The sequence below is a fragment of the Klebsiella ornithinolytica genome (genome assembly GCF_030505655.1).
GTDB lineage: Bacteria > Pseudomonadota > Gammaproteobacteria > Enterobacterales > Enterobacteriaceae > Klebsiella > Klebsiella ornithinolytica.
Window position 1 is genome coordinate 5,050,774 of the sequence record NZ_CP130153.1, and the last position, 18,068, is coordinate 5,068,841.

Consider the following 18,068-nt stretch of genomic DNA (forward strand, 5'->3'; position numbering starts at 1 on the left):
AACCGCCCGGGTAAAGCCTCGGCCGCTGCCCGGGCATTCGCCGTGGTTATGCCATCTGCTCGTGGTTCGCCAGAACCGCGGGCAGATTAAGCTCAATCCAGTCCGCCAGCGCCGCCACTTTCGCGCTAACCTGCTCGCCAAGCGGTGTCAGGCTATACTCTACGTGCGGCGGGACGACCGGTCGCGAGACCCGATTGATAAAGCCATCCTGCTCCAGCGCCTGCAGCGACTGAGCCAGCATCTTTTCGCTGACCCCGCCCATTTTACGGCGTAGCTCGCTGAAGCGATGGGTTCCTCCGCGCAGCGCCACCAGGATTAATACCCCCCAGCGACTGGTCACGTGCTTCAGCACATCGCGTGACGGGCACTGCTCGGCAAACAGATTCCCGTCGCGCATTTTTTCGCTCAGCGTCGGATTCGCCATTTTCATACTTACCTTTTTGTACGTACTTACTAAAAGTTAGTTAAGGTGTTAGCTTACCACAACTGTCACGCAACACGAAGGAGAAGACTGATGATCGCTATTACCGGCGCGACCGGCCAGCTTGGCCACCTCGTCCTACAGAATCTGTTAAAAACCACGGCCGCCAGCAAGATTGTGGCCATTGTGCGTAACCCGGCAAAAGCCGAAGCGCTGAGCCAGCAGGGTATTGTGGTCCGCCAGGCCGATTATACCGACGAAGCGGCATTCACCGCGGCGCTGCAGGGCGTCGATAAACTGCTGCTGATCTCCTCCAGCGAAGTCGGTCAGCGTACCCCGCAACACCGTAACGTCATTCATGCCGCCAAAGCCGCCGGGGTAAAATTTATCGCTTACACCAGCCTGCTGCATGCCGATAAATCGCCGCTTGGCCTGCACGTTGAGCATGTTGAAACCGAGAAAATGCTCGCCGACTCCGGTATCCCTTATGCTCTGCTGCGCAACGGCTGGTACACCGAGAACTATCTCGCCAGCGCGCCGCCGGCGCTTGAGCATGGGGTGTTTATCGGTGCTGCGGGCGACGGAAAAATCGCCTCGGCGACCCGCGCCGATTATGCCGAGGCCGCCGCACGCGTTATCGCTGAAGAGGGCCATGCCGGGAAAGTGTACGAGCTGGCCGGCGATGAAGCCTGGACCCTGAGCGAACTGGCTGCCGCACTGAGCAAGCAGAGCGGTAAAAACGTGGTGTATCAGAACCTGAGCGAAGCCGACTTCGCCGCTGCGCTGAAGAGCGTTGGCCTGCCGGCAGGGCTGGCGGACATGCTCGCTGACTCCGATGTCGGCGCCGCCAAAGGCGGCCTGTTTGACGACAGCCGCACCCTGAGCGCGTTGATTGGTCGCCCGACGACACCGCTGGCTGAGAGCATCAAAGGCATTCTGTAACGGTTACAAAAAGGTTAATTTTTGTAGCTTCCCGGCGGGTCATCCCCAATAATAAAAGGATATCCGTCGGGAGAAACACAATGCAGGGCGTACCGGAACAGTTCAACGATGAGAGAGACAGCGCGCGCTTTCGCCATCCGGCGCAGCTGCCTGGCGTTGAGTTGTACCATGCCCATATCTCCCGCTACGCCTTCGAACCACATACCCATGAAGCCTTCGGCATCGGTGCAATTGAGCTCGGCGCCGAGCGTTTTCGCTATCGCGGCAGCCAGTACGTCGCTCCGGTTAACTCCATCGTTACCATGAACCCTGACGAACTGCACACCGGAGAAGCGGCCACCGCCGACGGCTGGCGCTACCGTATGGTCTATCTGGAACCGCAGATGCTGGAAGAGGTCACCGGCGTGCGCCACTGGTGGTTCCGTGAGGTGGTTCGTCAGGATCCGCAGCGCTCGCAGCGGCTCTGTCAGCTTATTTATGGCTTATGGCATACCGACGATCCGCTGGCTCAACAGGGTCTGTTGCTCGACGTGATTGATACCTTCCGCCCGCTGGCCCATCACGCCCCGGTTATCGCGGAAGCCACCCACCGTTTCGAGCGCGTGCGCGATTATCTGCATGACAACTATATGCACGCCGTCTCCCTTGATGAGCTGGCGCAGGTTGCCTCCCTGAGCCCGTACCACTTTCAGCGCCAGTTTAAGGCGCATTTCCACGTCACGCCCCATCAGATGCTGATGGCCATTCGCCTGTGGCGCGCCAAAGCCTTCCTCACCCACGGAATGCCCGCTGCCGAAGTGGCCGCCGCCAGCGGTCTGACCGATCAGTCACACCTGACCCGCGCCTTTACCCGCCGCTATGGCATCACCCCGGTGCGCTATCAAAAGCAGGTCGCCCGGCGCTAATGCGCAATCTCATACAATATTCCCGACGCGGCCTCTTCTACACTTTAGCCAACTGAAACCGGTACGGATGGCGTGATGATTAGTGGTGTGTTGTATGCCCTGCTGGCGGGGATGATGTGGGGGTTAATATTCGTCGGCCCGGTGCTGGTGCCGGAATACCCGGCGGTACTGCAATCCATGGGACGCTATCTGGCGCTGGGGTTGATTGCCCTACCGCTGGCGTGGCTCGGTCGCGCGCGACTGCGGCAGCTTTCCGGGCAAGACTGGTGGACGGCGCTAGGGCTGACCATGATGGGCAACCTGATCTATTACGTTTGTCTCGCCAGCGCCATTCAGCGCACCGGCGCGCCGGTATCGACGATGATTATCGGCACGCTTCCGGTCGTGCTGCCGGTGATGGCTAACCTGCTCTACAGCCAGCGTGACGGTAAGCTACCGTGGCGACGTCTCTTTCCTGCACTCTCCTGTATCGCTGTCGGCCTGGTGTGCGTCAATGTTGCCGAACTGCGCCAGGGACTGCCCAATTTCAGTATCTGGCGCTACGGTTCCGGTATTGGTCTGGCGCTGGTATCGGTGGCCTGCTGGGCCTGGTACGCGTTGCGCAATGCGCGCTGGCTGCGGGAAAACCCGGATAAGCATCCGATGATGTGGGCGACGGCGCAGGCGCTGGTGACGCTACCGGTCTCGCTGGCCGGTTATCTGATTGCCTGCGGATGGCTGCATGCTCAGCAGGTCGACTTCCCGCTTCCCTTTGGCCCGCGCCCCCTGCTCTTCGTAACGCTGATGCTGGCCATTGCCGTCCTCTGCTCCTGGGTCGGCGCATTGTGCTGGAATATCGCCAGCCAGAAGCTGCCAACGGTCATTCTCGGGCCGCTCATCGTCTTCGAAACGCTGGCGGGCCTGCTGTATACCTTCCTGTTACGACAAAGCATGCCACCGCTGCTGACGCTCAGCGGCATCCTGCTACTGGTTGTTGGCGTGGTCTACGCGGTCTGTTCCCGACCACAAAAACCGGTGGTCGTGGAGCGGGTCTGCGAGAATAAAAAATAGCCTGGTATCCGAAAGGGGTATTCCCTTGCCTATAAGATGCATTTAATATACATCTTATATTTTTAAAGACGAGGTATTCGCTATGGCTTTTCGTGACCAACCTTTAGGCGAGCTGGCGCTGACGATTCCGCGCGCCTCCGCGCTGTTCCGTAAATACGATATGGACTACTGCTGCGGCGGCAAACAGACGCTGGAACGCGCCGCATCGCGCAAGGAGCTGGACGTCGCGGCGATCGAAGCCGAACTGGCCAGACTGGCGGAAGAGCCGGTAGAGAAAGACTGGCGTAGCGCACCGTATGCCGAAATCATCGACCATATCATCGTTCGCTACCACGATCGCCATCGCGAACAGCTGCCGGAGCTTATCCTGCAGGCGACCAAAGTTGAACGAGTGCATGCCGATAAGCCCAACGTGCCGAACGGCTTAGCCAAATACCTGACCATGCTGCATCAGGAGCTCTCCAGCCACATGATGAAAGAGGAGCAGATCCTGTTCCCGATGATCAAACAGGGCATGGGGACTCAGGCCGCCGGCCCTATCAGCGTCATGGAAAGCGAACACGACGAAGCGGGCGAGCTGCTGGAAGTGATTAAGCATGTCACCAACAATGTCACCCCGCCGCCGGAAGCCTGCACCACGTGGAAAGCGATGTACAACGGCATTAACCAACTGATCGACGATCTGATGGAACATATCAGCCTGGAGAACAACGTTCTGTTTCCGCGTGCCCTCGCCGGAAAATAAAAAAGGCGCCCGCAGGCGCCCTCGACATTGTCAGTCTTATTGGCCACCCCGGTGGCCTTTTTTTATGACGGGCCGTTGCAAGCAACGTTAAAAATCTTTGCCGAAGATTTTTTTATTTCGCCAGACGCTTCTTACCGGCAAAGAACCAACCTGCCGCCAGCAGAACAAACCACAGCGGGGTGACGATCAGCGCTTCGCGCGTGTCGGCTTCCAGCGTCAACAGCACCAGCACGAAGACGAAGAACGCCATACAGACCCAGCACATCAGCTTACCCAGCGGCATCTTATATTTGGACTGCTCATGCAGATGCGGACGCTTTTTACGGTAGACCAGGTACGAGCACAGAATAATGGTCCAGACGAACATAAACAGGATCGCCGATACCGTGGTAATCATGGTGAAGGCGGCAATCACGCTCGGGTTCACCATCAGCATCACCACGCCGCCCAGCAGGCACATACAGGAGAAGGTCAGCCCTTTCGCCGGTACCGCACGTTTCGACAGCTTGGCAAACATCGACGGCGCCTGACCATCCTGCGCCAGACCGAACAGCATACGGCTGGTTGAGAACACGCCGCTGTTAGCCGAAGAGGCGGCCGAAGTCAGCACCACAAAGTTAATCAGGCTGGCCGCCGCCGGCAGGCCCACCAGGACAAACAGTTCGACGAACGGACTCTTGGTCGGCACCACGGAGCTCCACGGCGTCACCGACATAATCACGATCAGGGCGAAGACGTAGAACATAATAATACGCAGCGGGATGGAGTTAATCGCGCGCGGCAGGGATTTTTCCGGATCTTTGGTTTCTGCAGCGGTGGTCCCTACCAGCTCAATACCGACGAATGCGAAGACCGCGATCTGGAAGCCGGCAAAGAATCCGCTGATACCTTTCGGGAACCAGCCGCCGTCATTCCACAGATGGGCAAAAGACGCCTCCACGCCGGTCGGCGATTTGAAATGCATCATCACCATCACCAGGCCGACCACAATCAGCGCCACAATGGCGACGATTTTGATCATTGCGAACCAGAACTCCATCTCACCGAACATTTTCACGGTGGCAAGGTTAAGGCTCAGCAGCAGCAGGATCACCGCCAGCGAGGCCACCCAATCGGAAAGTCCAGGGAACCAGAACTGGGCGTAGGCGGTAATCGCCACCACGTCGGCCATCCCGGTCACAACCCAGCAGAACCAGTAGGTCCAACCGGTAAAATAGCCGGCCCACGGCCCCAGAAGGTCGGCGGCAAAATCACTGAACGATTTATATTCCAGATTCGACAGCAGTAATTCGCCCATCGCGCGCATCACGAAAAACAGCATAAAGCCGATAATCATATAAACAAAAATAATGGATGGCCCGGCGAGGCTGATGGTTTTGCCGGATCCCATAAACAGCCCCGTCCCGATGGCGCCACCAATGGCAATGAGCTGAATATGTCGATTCGTGAGATTTCGCCGTAGCGATTGTTCAGTCGGAGCCTGCTCTTCGGCAGCGACTTTAACCTGATCTACCATGTGATTTTCTTCCTGTTGTACCTGTCTGTGTTGTTCAGGCTCTGATGGCCCGTCATTTGTCATTACCCTGAAAAAGGGTTTATCGATATTAGGTAAGAATCAGAGGGATGAATACTATGATTTAGATATAATGTTAATTTTATGTTTAAAGTGAGTGTTATATCACTCCTGCAGCGCGAAACAGCTCACAAAAATACACCTAAAAAGCCTGAGGGCAACATAAAATTCCAACAAATTCCTAACTTAAGTATTTTGCGCTATTTTTAGTCGCTCCCTCCCCCTTAAGGGAGAGGAAGCACCTGCTGATTAGATAATATCCAGCAGTTCGACTTCAAAGATCAGGGTGCTGAACGGAGGAATAGAAGCACCGGCGCCGCGCTCACCATAGGCCAGGTTGTGCGGAATAGTCAGTTCCCATTTGGAACCCACCGGCATCAGGGTCAGCGCTTCAATCCAGCCGCCGATCACGCCGGTCACCGGGAACTCAGCCGGTTCGCCACGGGCCACGGAGCTGTCAAATACGGTACCGTCGATCAGTTTACCGGTGTAATGCACGCGGACGCGGTCGGTACGCGCCGGGATCGCGCCTTCACCCTGGGTCAGAACGCGGAACTGCAGACCGGATTCGGTGCTGTTCACGCCTTCACGCTCGCGGTTTTCATCCAGGTATTTCTGGCCATCGGCCGCCATCTCCTGGAAACGCTCGCGACGTACCGCGTCAGCGCGTTCGTGGATTTCACGCAGCGCGCGGTGAACGGCTTCCACCGGCACCTGCGGCTGATTGCCTTCCAGCGCATCGGCAATGCCGGCAACCAGTGCTTCAGGCAGCAGCCCCTGCAGGCCGGATTCGCTCAGCTGTTGTCCAACCTGCAAGCCGATGCCGTAACTTGCCTGCGCTTCAATAGTGTCAAAAGTCGGGGTTGCCATCTTCTTTCCTTATTTTTCGGGGGGGAAATTTCATACTCGACGGATTCCAGATAGCAAGAAGGCGGCATGCGGATGATTCACCGGCAGGACAGGCCACAGTGTGGTCAGTGCAGGCAGGCGCAGCCAGCGCATCAGCAACTCGAAGCGCGACGAGCATAAAGTGGTGGGCAGCATATCAGCCATCGTCCGATGGGTAAAACTTTGTCGCGGAGATGATGACAAATCTGAGGGAAACAGAAACAATAGGAGATATCAGGTTAACCTCACGAAACATATCTTTGTCTCGGCCATCAGGAAGTTAGCCATCTATACTCTACGGAGAGCAGGATAAAAATATGCGGAGCAGGAGGAAAGCCATGCCCGGGCGCTTTGACATCACACCTACCCTGGCGAAGATCTGGCACGCCCCGGATCATATTCGCATTATGGATCCGCTGCCGCCCATGCATCGCCGGGGCATCATTGCCGGCGCGTTGCTGGTGATTATCGGCATACTGCTCCCGTCAGAGGAGAGCAGCAGCCCGGTACAAAGTGGCCGCGAAGCCAATATCGACCTGCAATCGCAGTCCCAGCCGCAATCTTCCCAACAGGCCATGCCGCTGCCACCGATTACCACTACGCCGACGGTGAATGACGCCGATCAGATGGCGCCGGTGGCGCCGGAGCCGGTTCAGGACGAACCGGTGGATCAGGGACAAAGCCAGGCCTACTCTCAGCCGCAGCAACAGCAGCAGCAGTCGGCACCGGGAATTGAGCAGCAGTGGCGTACCTATCGCATAGAAGCGGGTAAAACCCTGGCCCAGCTGTTCCGCGATCATAATCTGCCGCCAACCGACGTCTATGCGATGGCCCAGGTAGAAGGTCCGGGCAAACCGCTCAGTTCGCTGCAAACCGGGCAGACGGTGCAAATTCGCCAGAACGCGAATGGCGTGGTGACCGGCCTGACAATTGATACCGGCGGCGGACAGCAGGTGCTGTTTACCCGTCAGGCGAACGGCAGTTTTATTCGCGCGCGCTAATCGCCGTAAAGAATCCACGGGTCATGCCGGGTATCACGCCCGGCCTGCGCAAAGGCGCCCCGTCTCCTTCCCGTGCCCTTTTTCCCGCTTCATTTGGTACCGCGTCGCGTCCGCTCATACCAACGCCTCCCACTCAAAGGATTGGTCATTGACGGCCTGATATTGCAATTGTGTCAGGAGAGAACCACAGAAGGGGAATGCAGAAAAGCAAAACGCCGGCACAAGGCCGGCGTCTCGACGCGAACTGAGTAAAAAATTACTCAGCTACAACGTTAACAACCAGTTTCGCGAAGACTTCGCTGTGAACCTGGAAGTCCACTTCGTGCTCACCGGTGGTGCGCAGAACGCCGTTCGGCAGACGAACTTCGCTCTTAGCAACAGCAACGCCAGCTGCAGTTACAGCGTCAGCGATGTCGCGGGTACCGATGGAACCGAACAGTTTACCTTCGTCGCCAGATTTAGACGCGATGGTAACGGTGCCCAGTGCGTTGATTGCTTCAGCACGTGCGTTAGCAGCGGCCAGAACGTCAGCCAGTTTGGCTTCCAGTTCAGCGCGGCGCGCTTCGAAGAACTCAACGTTTTTCTTGGTAGCAGGAACAGCTTTGCCCTGTGGTACCAGGAAGTTACGAGCATAGCCCGCTTTAACGTTAACCTGATCACCCAGGCTACCGAGGTTTGCTACTTTATCAAGCAGAATAACTTGCATTACCTTATCCTCTCAAAGTCGTATTAATGGACCGTGACCGATTACTGATGACGATCAGTGTACGGCAGCAGGGACAGGTAGCGTGCGCGTTTGATAGCGCGAGCCAGCTGACGCTGATATTTTGCACGGGTACCGGTGATACGGCTTGGGACAATCTTACCGCTTTCGGTGATGTAGTTTTTCAGCGTTGCGATATCTTTATAGTCGATCTCTTGAACGCCTTCCGCGGTGAAACGGCAGAACTTGCGACGACGGAAATAACGTGCCATTTGGCTAGTCTCCAGAATCTATCAATTCAATCTGCTCGGCATGCAGAACCATTTTGCTCAGGCCGTTCTTTGCCTTGTGGCAAGAGATGAACCCCTGAACGGTCACTGCGCTACCGACCGTTATACTGTGAGTAATGGCCTGGTTCTCGTGTCCGCTAATAATCACGGGCATTTGACACCATGCCTGCCGGTGAAAACCGGCTTCCTCCTGCACTGAACGATGCTCAAGCACGAACTGGCAGTGTGGAATTCCTGACGGGCTGACCTTACGAAGTGGCGTCCTGCAAACAATGCCGGACAGCTCCAGACGATTGGTCATCAGGATTACTCTTCAGAATCCCCAGCTTCAGAATCATCTGCGGTTTCGTTTGCGAAATCTTCGCGACGCTCACGGCGCTCGTCTTTCGCTTTAACCATCGGAGATGCTTCGGTAACAGCGTGCTTAGTACGCATTACCATGCTGCGGATAACGGCGTCGTTGAAGCGGAAGTTAGTTTCCAGCTCATCGATCGCTTCCTGCGGAGCTTCAACGTTCAGCAGAACGTAGTGAGCTTTGTGCAGTTTGTTGATCGGGTAAGCCAGCTGACGGCGGCCCCAGTCTTCCAGACGGTGGATCGTACCTTCTGCTGCAGTGATTGCACCAGTGTAACGTTCGATCATACCCGGAACCTGTTCGCTCTGGTCAGGATGGACCATAAAAACGATTTCGTAATGACGCATCGAATTGCTCCTTACGGATTATTCAGCCTCCTGTCTGGGTCAGCCGCGGCCCATGGAGGCAAGGAACGTGTTAAAGGGCGGCCGAAAAATTGACGCGTCATTCTACTTTCGCCGCCCCTTTAAGACAAGCAAATTGCGCAAATAATTCGCACTAACGGTAAAGCCGCGCTAAGTCAGTGATTTAAAATTAATCAACGGCACCAGCGACACTTTTTTGAACAACTTCATCAGAAATGGTCGCGATACCCACGGTAGCCAGAGATTACACTTATATCAGAGCTATCGGTAACCCAGGAGGATCCCGGATTTAACGCCAGCATGGCCGACAGAACGTCAGGAGCGTAGAGTATGAAATACATCATCATTGCCGCTTTGGCTGCGCTTTTACTGAGCGCCAACGCGCTCGCAGCCATCAAAATCGATGGGCGCCAGGCACGCAACATGGACGATGTGCAGAGCCTGGGCGTTATCTATATCAACCATAATATGGCGACTGAGCAAGAGGCCGATCGGGCACTTAATCAGCTGAGCGATGCGCAAGGCGCAAAATATTTTCAGCCGATCCTGATTCACGAACCGGAAAGCAACGGCGTGATTCATGCCAGCGCAGCCATTTATCGCTAATAGCCGACTCTTTGACTTCGCCCCGTCACGGGGTGAAGTCTTAATGCCATCGCCTCGACGTTTTCGCCGAAGCGATAGTTTGTGAACGGACGCTTGCTGGCATGCGTTTGCCAACGATACGAAAATGGCTCCGGAGCAGACCGGTTAATTCATCATCAAGATGAATGGCTCCGGAGCACATGACTTACTTTTGCCCGTAATAGGCATTTGGTCCGTGCTTTCGCATAAAGTGTTTGTCCATCAGCCAGCTATCGATCGGCTTGAGCAGCGGATTGATTCCGCGAGCAATCCACGCCATCCGCGCCACTTCTTCCATCACCACCGCGTTATGCACCGCATCGTGCGCATCTTTACCCCAGGTAAAAGGTCCGTGTTGATACACCACAATCCCCGGCGTAAGGAGCGGGTCTATCTCGCCCAGCGTTTCGATGATCACGAGCCCGGTGTTCAGTTCATAAGCCTCTTCGACTTCCCGCGGGCTCAACGCCCTGGTGCAGGGGATATCGCCAAAGAAGTAGTCTGCGTGGGTCGTTCCCAGCGCGGGAATGGCCAGCCCGGCCTGCGCCCAGGCCGTCGCGTGTGTCGAGTGGGTATGCACCACGCCGCCAAGGCTCGGATAGCGGCGATAGAGCGCAAGATGGGTGGCGGTATCGGAAGAAGGACGATACCGTCCTTCCACCACGTTACCCTGCAGATCCACAACCACCATATCGTTCACTTTCATCGTCTCATAGGCCACACCGCCAGGCTTAATTACCACCAGCCCGCGTTCGCGATCGATCGCGCTAACGTTACCCCAGGTAAAGGTCACCAGGCCGTAGCGCGGTAAATCCATGTTGGCTTCAAAAACCTGCTGCTTAATTTTTTGCATTATGCCGCCTCCACCAGCCCGGCACTGGCCATCCGCGCCATCACCCAATCGCGGGCTTTCGCCACCTCCGCTGCCGGATCGTCGGTCGTTTCGCTCCACATTTCAATCAGGTAGGGTCCGCAGTAGCCGGTTTGTTTGAGCGTTTCAAAGCAACGCTCGAAATCAACGACCCCTTCACCAAACGGGACGTTTTTAAAGACGCCGGGTTTAGTATCCTTCACATGTACCGCCACGATATGACCCATCCCGGCCTGTAGCTCCATCTGCACATCGTTATCCCATGCTGACAGGTTGCCGATATCCGGATAGAGCTGGAACCACGGATTATTCAGGTAGTGTGCGTAGCCCAGCGCCTTACTGATCGAGTTCATCAGCGGGTAATCCATAATCTCCATCGCCAGCGTCACCTGCGCGCGGCTCGCCATTTCGACGCTCTCTTTCAGGCCATCCCGGAAACGACGGCGCGTCTCGTTGTTGGCTTCCTGGTAGTAAACGTCATAACCCGCAAGCTGAATCACCCGAATGCCTACATCCTGCGCCAGCTGAATGGCTTTGCGCATGATCTCCAGCCCCTGCGCCCGTACCGCGTCATCTTCGCTACCAAGCGGGAAGCGCCGGTGGGCGCTGAGGCACATAGAGGGCACCCGTACCCCGGTTTCAGCAATCGCATTGACTAGCTCCAGGCGCTGCTCCCGGCTCCAGTCAAGCCGTTCCAGCCGAGCGTCAGTTTCATCCACCGACATTTCGACAAAGTCAAAACCGAGTTTTTTCGCCAGTCGCAAACGATCCAGCCAGCGTCCCCCGGCAGGGAGCGCCTTTTCATAGATGCCGAGCGGAATTTTTTTCGACAACATAACCGCTCCTTAGCCCCATAGCTGGGCAATAGAACGTTTAAACTGCCGTGCAGCTTCTACCGGGGAAGCAGCGTCGCGAATGCTGCGACCGGCAATAAAGACGTGAATCGGAATACCCTGGAACAGCGGCAGATCTTCCAGCGCCAGGCCGCCGGTAACGGTGACTTTAAAGCCCATGTCGGACAAGCGCTTGATGGCGCTGATATCCGCCTCCCCCCACGCTACGCCAGCGGCCTGCGCATCGCGGCTACGGTGATAAACCACTTGTTGAATGCCCGCATCGCGCCATTCCTGCGCCTGCTCCCAGGTCCAGTAGCCGGTTAGTTCGATCTGTACATCACCGTTAAATTCTTTCGCCACATCCAGCGCACCTTTGGTGGTGTTGATATCTGCACAGCAGATAACAGTCACCCAGTCGGCATGCGCTTCAAAGCACATCCGAGAGAGAATTTTGCCGGCATCGGCAATTTTGGCGTCCGCCAGCACGATTTTGTGGGGATAGAGTGCTTTCAGGTCGCGCACGGCGCGTACGCCCTCGGCAATACAAAGAATGGTGCCAACTTCAATAATATCCACTTCATCGGCAATCAGGCGTGTCGTTTCATACGCGGAAGACATTGATTGATTATCCAGCGCAACCTGCAACATAGGTAATGACATTTGATGCTCCTTTTAGAAGGCCGCCGTCGTGGCGTTATCAATTAAATTCAGTACTTCCTGCACGGTGCGGCAGGCACGTAAACGGTCGAAATTCGCTTCATCGTCAAACAGATTGACGATCTGCATGATGCCTACCTCCTGATGGGTATTGGCATCAACGGCCGCCATGGTGATCAGGATGTCGACCGGGTCGTTATCCTCATGGTTGAAAGCCAGCGGCTTCCTCAGCGTCACCAGCGCAAAGCCCGTTTTCTTAACCCCCTCTTCCGGGCGTCCGTGCGGCATCGCCAGACCGGGCGCAATCACAAAGTAGGGCCCATGCTGAGCAACGCCATCCAGAATGGCCTGGTAGTAGCGCGGCTCAACCACGTCAGCCTTCACCAATAAATCAACGCTTAGCTTTACGGCTTCCTGCCAGGTACTGGCATCTGCCTGCAAAAGAATGGAGTTATTCTCGACAAGCGAATCACGTAATTTCATTTGGCGTCCTTACTTCACATCCTGTGGGAAATGTTCTTTGATCACTTCCAGCAGTTTTGGGCCAAAATCCGCAGGCGATAGCATGTTGCGCACGCCGACCACGTATTTGTTGCCGGAGACAGTAATCTCCCCGGCAATATGAGTAGAGGCGATGATGATATCCGCGCCGCTTAATTCACTTTTGTATTCACCCACCGCGCAACTGTTCACTGAGTGATCAATATTTGATTGAGTCAAAAACTGGTCCACTTTCATCTTCATGATCATGGAACTTCCTTGCCCGTTGCCACATACAGCCAGAATACGTACGGTCATAGTCAAAACTCCTTATTGAGCAGAAGCATCTGCCAGTTGTTTTTCCGCGTCCTCTTCAGCACGCAGCGTGCGTCCTGCGAAGAACATATAGGCCAGTGCAATAATGATGATGACGGCCATAAACGCGATACCGATAGAGGCAAAGCCCTGCATCATCGGCGGCGCCAGAATTGACCAGTCCGCCATGCCCATCCAGGCGCTCATACCGGTGAGCTTCACCGCCCAGACGCAGCCGAAAATTTCAATCATCCCCATCACCAGACAAATCTTGAGCGCCGCGCGCCAGCCGCCAAAGTGGTTCGCAAAGACGCCGATAGTCGCGTTCGAGAAGAACATCGGAATAAAGCCCGGAATAATCAGGATGGAAGAGCCGAAGCCCACCAGGATAGCGACAGCGATAAGCTGGCCAATGGTGCCCCACATAAAGCCCCAGACAACGGCGTTCGGCGCAAAGCTATAAATCGCCGCACAGTCAATCGCCAGCACGGCACCGGGGATCAGGCGTTGGGAGATCCCGTTGAACGCCTCGGAAAGTTCGGCGACGAACATACGCACGCCCTGAGTGATAATAAAAATAGCGACGGCGAACGAAAAACCAGTTTGCAGGATATACACCGTCCAGTGAGTTTTTCCCGCCATCGCCTGGACGGTGTCGATGCCGAAGGAGAGCAGGATCGCACCAAAGAAAATGGTCATTACAATAGCCGTGGAAACGATGTTGTCGTGGAAAATATTCAGCCAGCCTGGCAGCTTAAGATCTTCAACGCTCTCTTCTTTTTTCCCCAGATAAGGTGCGACCTTATAAGCAATCCATGAGGCGAACTGCTGCTGATGTCCGATGGAGAATCCGCAGCCGTCGGTAACTTCCTGGGTCGGCTTGTACATCATGTTGGAGGTAATGCCCCAATAGAGAGACACCAGTACCGCCGTGCAGATAATAGTCGTCCACATCGGATACCCGAAGATATAGAAAGAGACGGCAATCAGCCCCGCCTGCTGGAACATGATGTGCCCGGTCAGCATGATGGTGCGAATACCGGTAATGCGCCGCAGCAATACGTAACAAATATTCAGCGCCAGAGCTAACAGCACGGCATAGCCCACCCAGCTGTAGGCCTCCCCCATCCGCTCAATGGTCGCCATCATAGAGGCATAGGTATCGGAGATAGCACCGTTGATGCCGTAAACCTCAGACATTTTCGCGACGACGGGTTTAAAGGTACTGGTCAGAATGCCGGACCCTGCCTGCAACAACATAAAACCGATAATCGTTTTAATCGTACCTTTTACAATCACGCTGGCGCTTTTACGCAGCAGGATATAGCCCAGGCACGTCACGATCCCCAGCAGCAGAGGGGCGTTGGTCATCACCTGATTAAAGAAAACGGTAAAGATGTTGTAGAGAATCTCCATAACACACTCCAGAAGGTGGAATCTCTGAACGCACGCTACGCCCAGGGTTTGTTGTTGCAATCACTCTAATAATCAAAAGTAATCACAACAAGATTATATTTGATTAAGTGTGACACACGCCGCAAATAATCATTCAAACCGTTACCGTATTAATTCTCATTTTCTAAAATCACAAAATAATCAATATAAATCAATTAAATGATGACATGAAGGCATCATGAAACAAGCATTTACCTCCCATTCACCTACCAAAAACATCTCGTAGATGGCGAAATGCAGGATTGCAATCCTGAAAAAATGGTGCCAGTATTTATCAAAATGAATCAACAAATGATTTCTTTTGACAAAACGTGAGGTAAAAATCAATGAGTAAAGTACAAACCATCACCCGCGAGTCATGGATCCTGAATACTTTTCCAGAGTGGGGCAGCTGGCTGAATGAAGAAATTGAACAAGAGCAGGTTGCGCCAGGCACTTTTGCTATGTGGTGGTTGGGTTGTACGGGCATCTGGCTGAAATCCGAAGGCGGAGCCAATATCTGCGTCGATTTCTGGTGCGGTACCGGCAAACAAAGCCACGGGAACCCACTGATGAAAGCAGGCCATCAGATGCAGCGTATGGCAGGCGTTAAGAAGCTCCAGCCAAACCTGCGTACCACTCCGTTTGTACTGGATCCCTTCGCTATTCGCCAGATTGATGCGGTGCTGTCCACACACGATCATAACGATCACATTGATGTAAACGTTGCTGCCGCCGTCATGCAAAACTGTGCGGATGACGTGCCGTTTATCGGCCCGCAAACCTGCGTCGATCTGTGGATTGGCTGGGGCGTCCCGAAAGAGCGCTGCATCGTGATGAAACCGGGCGATGTCGTAAAAATAAAAGATGTTGAAATCCACGCGCTCGACGCTTTTGACCGTACCGCCCTGATAACCTTACCTGCGGCTCAAAAAGCGGCTGGCGTGCTGCCGGACGGAATGGATGAGCGCGCGGTAAACTACTTGTTCAAAACGCCGGGCGGTAATCTGTATCATAGCGGCGATTCTCACTACTCCAACTACTATGCGAAACACGGTAACGAACACCAGATCGACGTGGCGCTGGGGTCCTATGGCGAGAACCCGCGTGGTATCACCGACAAAATGACCAGCGCCGATATCCTGCGCATGGCCGAGTCTCTGAACACCAAAGTAGTCATCCCGTTCCACCACGATATCTGGTCAAATTTCCAGGCTGATCCGCAGGAAATACGCGTTCTGTGGGAGATGAAGAAAGACCGCCTGAAGTATGGCTTTAAGCCTTTCATCTGGCAGGTGGGTGGGAAATTCACCTGGCCACTGGATAAAGACAACTTCGAATACCACTATCCGCGCGGATTCGACGACTGCTTTACCATGGAACCGGACCTGCCTTTCAAGTCATTCCTGTAAGATTCATCCGGCGAGCGGAAGTCCTTGCCCCCTCGCCGGAAATTATCCCGTCAGCATTAGTATTTTCACCTGATTTCAAATATCATCTTTGCTTATCACTTTTAATCGGATTTGCTCATGACGGAAGCGCAAAGACATCAAATTTTACTGGATTTGCTGGCACAAACGGGATTTGTCACCGTGGAGCAGGTGATTTCCCGGCTGGGAATTTCTCCGGCAACGGCACGACGCGATATCAATAAACTCGACGAAAGCGGTAAGCTGAAAAAAGTCCGCAATGGCGCTGAAGCCATCAGCGAGCAGCGCCCGCGCTGGTCGCCGATGAACATTCACCAGGCCCAAAACCACGACGAGAAAGTACGCATTGCGCGGGCGGCTTCGCAACTGGTTAACCCGGGCGAAAGCATCGTCATCAACTGCGGCTCTACCGCATTCCTGCTGGGGCAAGAGCTGTGCGGTAAGCCAGTACAGATCATTACTAACTATCTGCCGCTGGCCAATTACCTGATCGACCAGGAACACGACAGCGTCATCATTATGGGTGGACAGTATAACCGTAGCCACTCCATCACCTTGAGCCCGCAGGGCAGTGAAAATAGCCTGTATGCCGGGCACTGGATGTTCACCAGCGGCAAAGGGCTGACCGCCGAAGGGCTATATAAAACCGATATGCTTACCGCGATGGCCGAGCAAAAAATGCTTAACGTCGTTGGCAAACTCGCGGTGCTGGTAGATAGCAGCAAAGTTGGCGAACGCGCCGGAATGCTGTTCAGCCAGGCCGGGCAAATCGACCTGGTGATTACCGGAAAACAGGCGGATGAAGCGATCCTCAAGCAGCTTGAGGATCAGGGTGTTCAGGTCATTCGCGTTTAAAGGCTGCGCTGAAAAAATGCCACCGTCGCCGCTAACGCCTCCGGCGTTATCCGGTGGCGAACCCCTTTTTGCCAGATGCAGGTCAGGTGAGTATCCAGATCGTTTTGCCGCAGCGCCTGCTGGAGCCTGAAGGTACCTTCAGGCGGCACCACGTCATCTTCCTCGCCGTGCCAGAGCAATAGCGGTCTGTTGGCCAGCGTGCTGAGCTGCTGAGTGACATCCCACTCAGCCAACCGTTCGGCACTGACGGCAGGCGAAGGGAACAGGCTCTGCGAGAGCCGGGTAAAATAGCCGGAGCCCATCAGACAAGCCACGCTTTTTAGTTCCGGATGGTGGGTCATTATTCCCAGCGCCGTCATGCCGCCCATTGATGCCCCGGCGACCGCCAGACGATCCCCTTCAACCCAGCCCTGCCCGATAACCGCCTCGCGCAAGGCCGGAAACTCGGCAAAATTTTGCAGTAAAATCGGCCAGAAGCGCTGCATTCGTCCGCGATCATCGCCATCGTAACGTGCGCCATGCTCTGGCGCATCGGGCATAATGACCCGAAAACCGGCTTCCGCCAGCGCTACGGCGAAGTAGCTGTACACCAGCTTTGAGGAGGTAAAGCCGTGATAAAAGATGATGCAGGGCAATGGCTTATCCAGTGCATACTGCGGGCAGGCATGTAGCACTTCGCCCCCCGCCAGACGACGTATTTCGAGAGCAATCATTGACCATCTCCTTTCACTAAAATGAGGGTATGTCATAGGCTGACATATTCAGCAAGAAACCAGGTTCGCCATGATTCATAATGTTGAGAACTCGGTTACGCTTTCACGATATTTTCATTCGAAAATCGCGTCAGAGATAACACTTCGGGAACATTCCCCGGAAATGACATTCAGGCTACCACTACACTATGACTATCAGGAAACGAGATATGGTTATGCGCAGGTTAACACCGTGGTTTCTGGCTATCGCACTGAGCGGTTGTAGTGCCCTGCAAGGGACGCCAGAAGCGCCACCACCCGCAACCGACCATCCGCAAGAGATTCACCGTAACCAGACGACAGGGCTACAAAAAATGGGGACGGTGAGCGTGTTGATGTACGGTTCGCCGATGGATGTCGAAGCGGCGTTGAAAGCGAAGGCAGAAACGGCTAAAGCGGATTACTACGTCATCATCATGATTGATGACACCATGGTTCCCGGCCAGTGGTATTCGCAAGCGATTCTGTACCGTAAATAGCGGTACACCGTCTTTTAGCCAGCTTTACACTGCTTTGCGTCCATTCACGTTCTCCTGTGCATAATAACGTTCGGCCAGCCAACCTGGCAGGACGTTA

23 protein-coding genes are annotated in these 18,068 nt (G+C 54.8%); 9 read left to right on the plus strand and 14 right to left on the minus strand.

Annotation, left to right across the window (positions count from 1 at the left end; genetic code table 11):
* Nucleotides 1-46: 46 nt before the first annotated feature.
* Nucleotides 47-424 (minus strand): winged helix-turn-helix transcriptional regulator, encoded by a 378-nt coding sequence (locus Q1L34_RS23875; RefSeq protein ID WP_015585314.1) that lies wholly within the window; start codon nt 422-424, stop codon nt 47-49.
* Nucleotides 425-514: 90 nt separating this feature from the next.
* Here Q1L34_RS23875 and Q1L34_RS23880 point away from each other — a divergent pair, with 90 nt between their 5' ends.
* The 4 genes from Q1L34_RS23880 to ytfE all read left to right on the plus strand — a co-directional run bounded on the left by Q1L34_RS23880 (nt 515) and on the right by ytfE (nt 4,063).
* Nucleotides 515-1,363 carry an SDR family oxidoreductase gene (locus tag Q1L34_RS23880; protein ID WP_071359087.1) on the plus strand — a complete coding sequence of 283 codons (849 nt, stop codon included), beginning with the start codon at nt 515-517 and terminating at the stop codon, nt 1,361-1,363.
* A gap of 80 nt (nt 1,364-1,443) precedes the next feature.
* A complete protein-coding gene (locus tag Q1L34_RS23885) occupies nt 1,444-2,268 on the plus strand; it encodes an AraC family transcriptional regulator (protein ID WP_044348250.1) in 825 nt (274 codons plus the stop codon).
* A 75-nt stretch (nt 2,269-2,343) separates the two neighbouring features.
* Nucleotides 2,344-3,318, plus strand: coding sequence for a DMT family transporter (locus tag Q1L34_RS23890; protein WP_071359086.1), 975 nt, complete (start codon nt 2,344-2,346; stop codon nt 3,316-3,318).
* Nucleotides 3,319-3,400: 82 nt separating this feature from the next.
* Nucleotides 3,401-4,063, plus strand: coding sequence for an iron-sulfur cluster repair protein YtfE (ytfE, locus tag Q1L34_RS23895; protein ID WP_004857139.1), 663 nt, complete (start codon nt 3,401-3,403; stop codon nt 4,061-4,063).
* A gap of 112 nt (nt 4,064-4,175) precedes the next feature.
* Here the strand turns inward: ytfE and cycA are convergent, their stop codons facing one another.
* Both cycA and bamJ read right to left on the minus strand, forming a co-directional pair.
* The gene (gene cycA, locus Q1L34_RS23900) at nt 4,176-5,579 is read right to left on the minus strand and encodes a D-serine/D-alanine/glycine transporter (RefSeq protein ID WP_004857136.1); all 1,404 of its coding nucleotides are present in this window, start codon (nt 5,577-5,579) and stop codon (nt 4,176-4,178) included.
* Nucleotides 5,580-5,885: 306 nt separating this feature from the next.
* Complete coding sequence (gene bamJ / locus Q1L34_RS23905; protein ID WP_015585317.1) at nt 5,886-6,506, minus strand: BamJ family beta-barrel-assembly machinery protein; 621 nt, start codon at nt 6,504-6,506, stop codon at nt 5,886-5,888.
* Nucleotides 6,507-6,862: 356 nt separating this feature from the next.
* Here bamJ and Q1L34_RS23910 point away from each other — a divergent pair, with 356 nt between their 5' ends.
* Nucleotides 6,863-7,525, plus strand: a complete 663-nt coding sequence (locus Q1L34_RS23910) for a LysM-like peptidoglycan-binding domain-containing protein (protein WP_004857130.1) — start codon at nt 6,863-6,865, stop codon at nt 7,523-7,525.
* Between the two features lie 256 nt (nt 7,526-7,781).
* On the opposite strand, the gene rplI is transcribed toward Q1L34_RS23910, so the two are convergent.
* The 4 genes from rplI to rpsF are packed head-to-tail and all read right to left on the minus strand — an operon-like array spanning nt 7,782 to nt 9,220.
* Nucleotides 7,782-8,231 (minus strand): 50S ribosomal protein L9, encoded by a 450-nt coding sequence (gene rplI, locus Q1L34_RS23915; protein WP_004857125.1) that lies wholly within the window; start codon nt 8,229-8,231, stop codon nt 7,782-7,784.
* A gap of 41 nt (nt 8,232-8,272) precedes the next feature.
* Nucleotides 8,273-8,500, minus strand: a complete 228-nt coding sequence (gene rpsR / locus Q1L34_RS23920) for a 30S ribosomal protein S18 (protein ID WP_000135199.1) — start codon at nt 8,498-8,500, stop codon at nt 8,273-8,275.
* Nucleotides 8,501-8,504: 4 nt separating this feature from the next.
* Nucleotides 8,505-8,819 (minus strand): primosomal replication protein N, encoded by a 315-nt coding sequence (gene priB / locus Q1L34_RS23925; RefSeq protein WP_004857121.1) that lies wholly within the window; start codon nt 8,817-8,819, stop codon nt 8,505-8,507.
* A gap of 5 nt (nt 8,820-8,824) precedes the next feature.
* Complete coding sequence (gene rpsF, locus Q1L34_RS23930; protein WP_004098001.1) at nt 8,825-9,220, minus strand: 30S ribosomal protein S6; 396 nt, start codon at nt 9,218-9,220, stop codon at nt 8,825-8,827.
* A gap of 348 nt (nt 9,221-9,568) precedes the next feature.
* On the opposite strand from rpsF, the gene Q1L34_RS23935 reads away from it, so the two are divergent.
* Complete coding sequence (locus tag Q1L34_RS23935) at nt 9,569-9,844, plus strand: YdgH/BhsA/McbA family protein (RefSeq protein ID WP_015585318.1); 276 nt, start codon at nt 9,569-9,571, stop codon at nt 9,842-9,844.
* A gap of 184 nt (nt 9,845-10,028) precedes the next feature.
* On the opposite strand, the gene Q1L34_RS23940 is transcribed toward Q1L34_RS23935, so the two are convergent.
* Genes Q1L34_RS23940 through ulaA form a run of 6 tightly spaced genes read right to left on the minus strand, consistent with a single transcriptional unit; the run spans nt 10,029 to nt 14,437 of the window.
* Nucleotides 10,029-10,715: an L-ribulose-5-phosphate 4-epimerase gene (locus Q1L34_RS23940; protein WP_004857111.1), complete on the minus strand. Its 687-nt coding sequence runs from the start codon at nt 10,713-10,715 to the stop codon at nt 10,029-10,031.
* Nucleotides 10,715-11,569 (minus strand): L-ribulose-5-phosphate 3-epimerase, encoded by an 855-nt coding sequence (locus Q1L34_RS23945; RefSeq protein ID WP_044349736.1) that lies wholly within the window; start codon nt 11,567-11,569, stop codon nt 10,715-10,717. Before Q1L34_RS23945 ends, Q1L34_RS23940 begins: the two co-directional genes overlap by 1 nt.
* 9 nt (nt 11,570-11,578) lie before the next feature.
* Complete coding sequence (gene ulaD, locus Q1L34_RS23950; RefSeq protein ID WP_015585320.1) at nt 11,579-12,229, minus strand: 3-keto-L-gulonate-6-phosphate decarboxylase UlaD; 651 nt, start codon at nt 12,227-12,229, stop codon at nt 11,579-11,581.
* A 12-nt stretch (nt 12,230-12,241) separates the two neighbouring features.
* Entirely contained in the window at nt 12,242-12,709 is a 468-nt protein-coding gene (gene ulaC, locus Q1L34_RS23955) for a PTS ascorbate transporter subunit IIA (RefSeq protein WP_015585321.1), read from the minus strand.
* Between the two features lie 9 nt (nt 12,710-12,718).
* On the minus strand, nt 12,719-13,024 hold the full coding sequence (gene ulaB / locus Q1L34_RS23960; RefSeq protein ID WP_004857097.1) for a PTS ascorbate transporter subunit IIB: 306 nt from the start codon (nt 13,022-13,024) through the stop codon (nt 12,719-12,721).
* 12 nt (nt 13,025-13,036) lie between these two features.
* On the minus strand, nt 13,037-14,437 hold the full coding sequence (gene ulaA / locus Q1L34_RS23965) for a PTS ascorbate transporter subunit IIC (RefSeq protein ID WP_004857096.1): 1,401 nt from the start codon (nt 14,435-14,437) through the stop codon (nt 13,037-13,039).
* Nucleotides 14,438-14,802: 365 nt separating this feature from the next.
* Between ulaA and ulaG the strand changes: the two genes are divergently transcribed.
* Both ulaG and ulaR read left to right on the plus strand, forming a co-directional pair.
* Entirely contained in the window at nt 14,803-15,867 is a 1,065-nt protein-coding gene (ulaG, locus tag Q1L34_RS23970; RefSeq protein ID WP_015585323.1) for an L-ascorbate 6-phosphate lactonase, read from the plus strand.
* A gap of 117 nt (nt 15,868-15,984) precedes the next feature.
* The gene (ulaR, locus tag Q1L34_RS23975; RefSeq protein ID WP_004128109.1) at nt 15,985-16,740 is read left to right on the plus strand and encodes an HTH-type transcriptional regulator UlaR; all 756 of its coding nucleotides are present in this window, start codon (nt 15,985-15,987) and stop codon (nt 16,738-16,740) included.
* On the opposite strand, the gene yjfP is transcribed toward ulaR, so the two are convergent.
* Entirely contained in the window at nt 16,737-17,453 is a 717-nt protein-coding gene (yjfP, locus tag Q1L34_RS23980) for an esterase (protein WP_064359455.1), read from the minus strand. The two genes, ulaR and yjfP, sit on opposite strands and share 4 nt — an antisense overlap.
* 209 nt (nt 17,454-17,662) lie before the next feature.
* Here yjfP and bsmA point away from each other — a divergent pair, with 209 nt between their 5' ends.
* The gene (gene bsmA / locus Q1L34_RS23985) at nt 17,663-17,971 is read left to right on the plus strand and encodes a biofilm peroxide resistance protein BsmA (protein ID WP_004857084.1); all 309 of its coding nucleotides are present in this window, start codon (nt 17,663-17,665) and stop codon (nt 17,969-17,971) included.
* Nucleotides 17,972-18,068 lie beyond the last annotated feature (97 nt).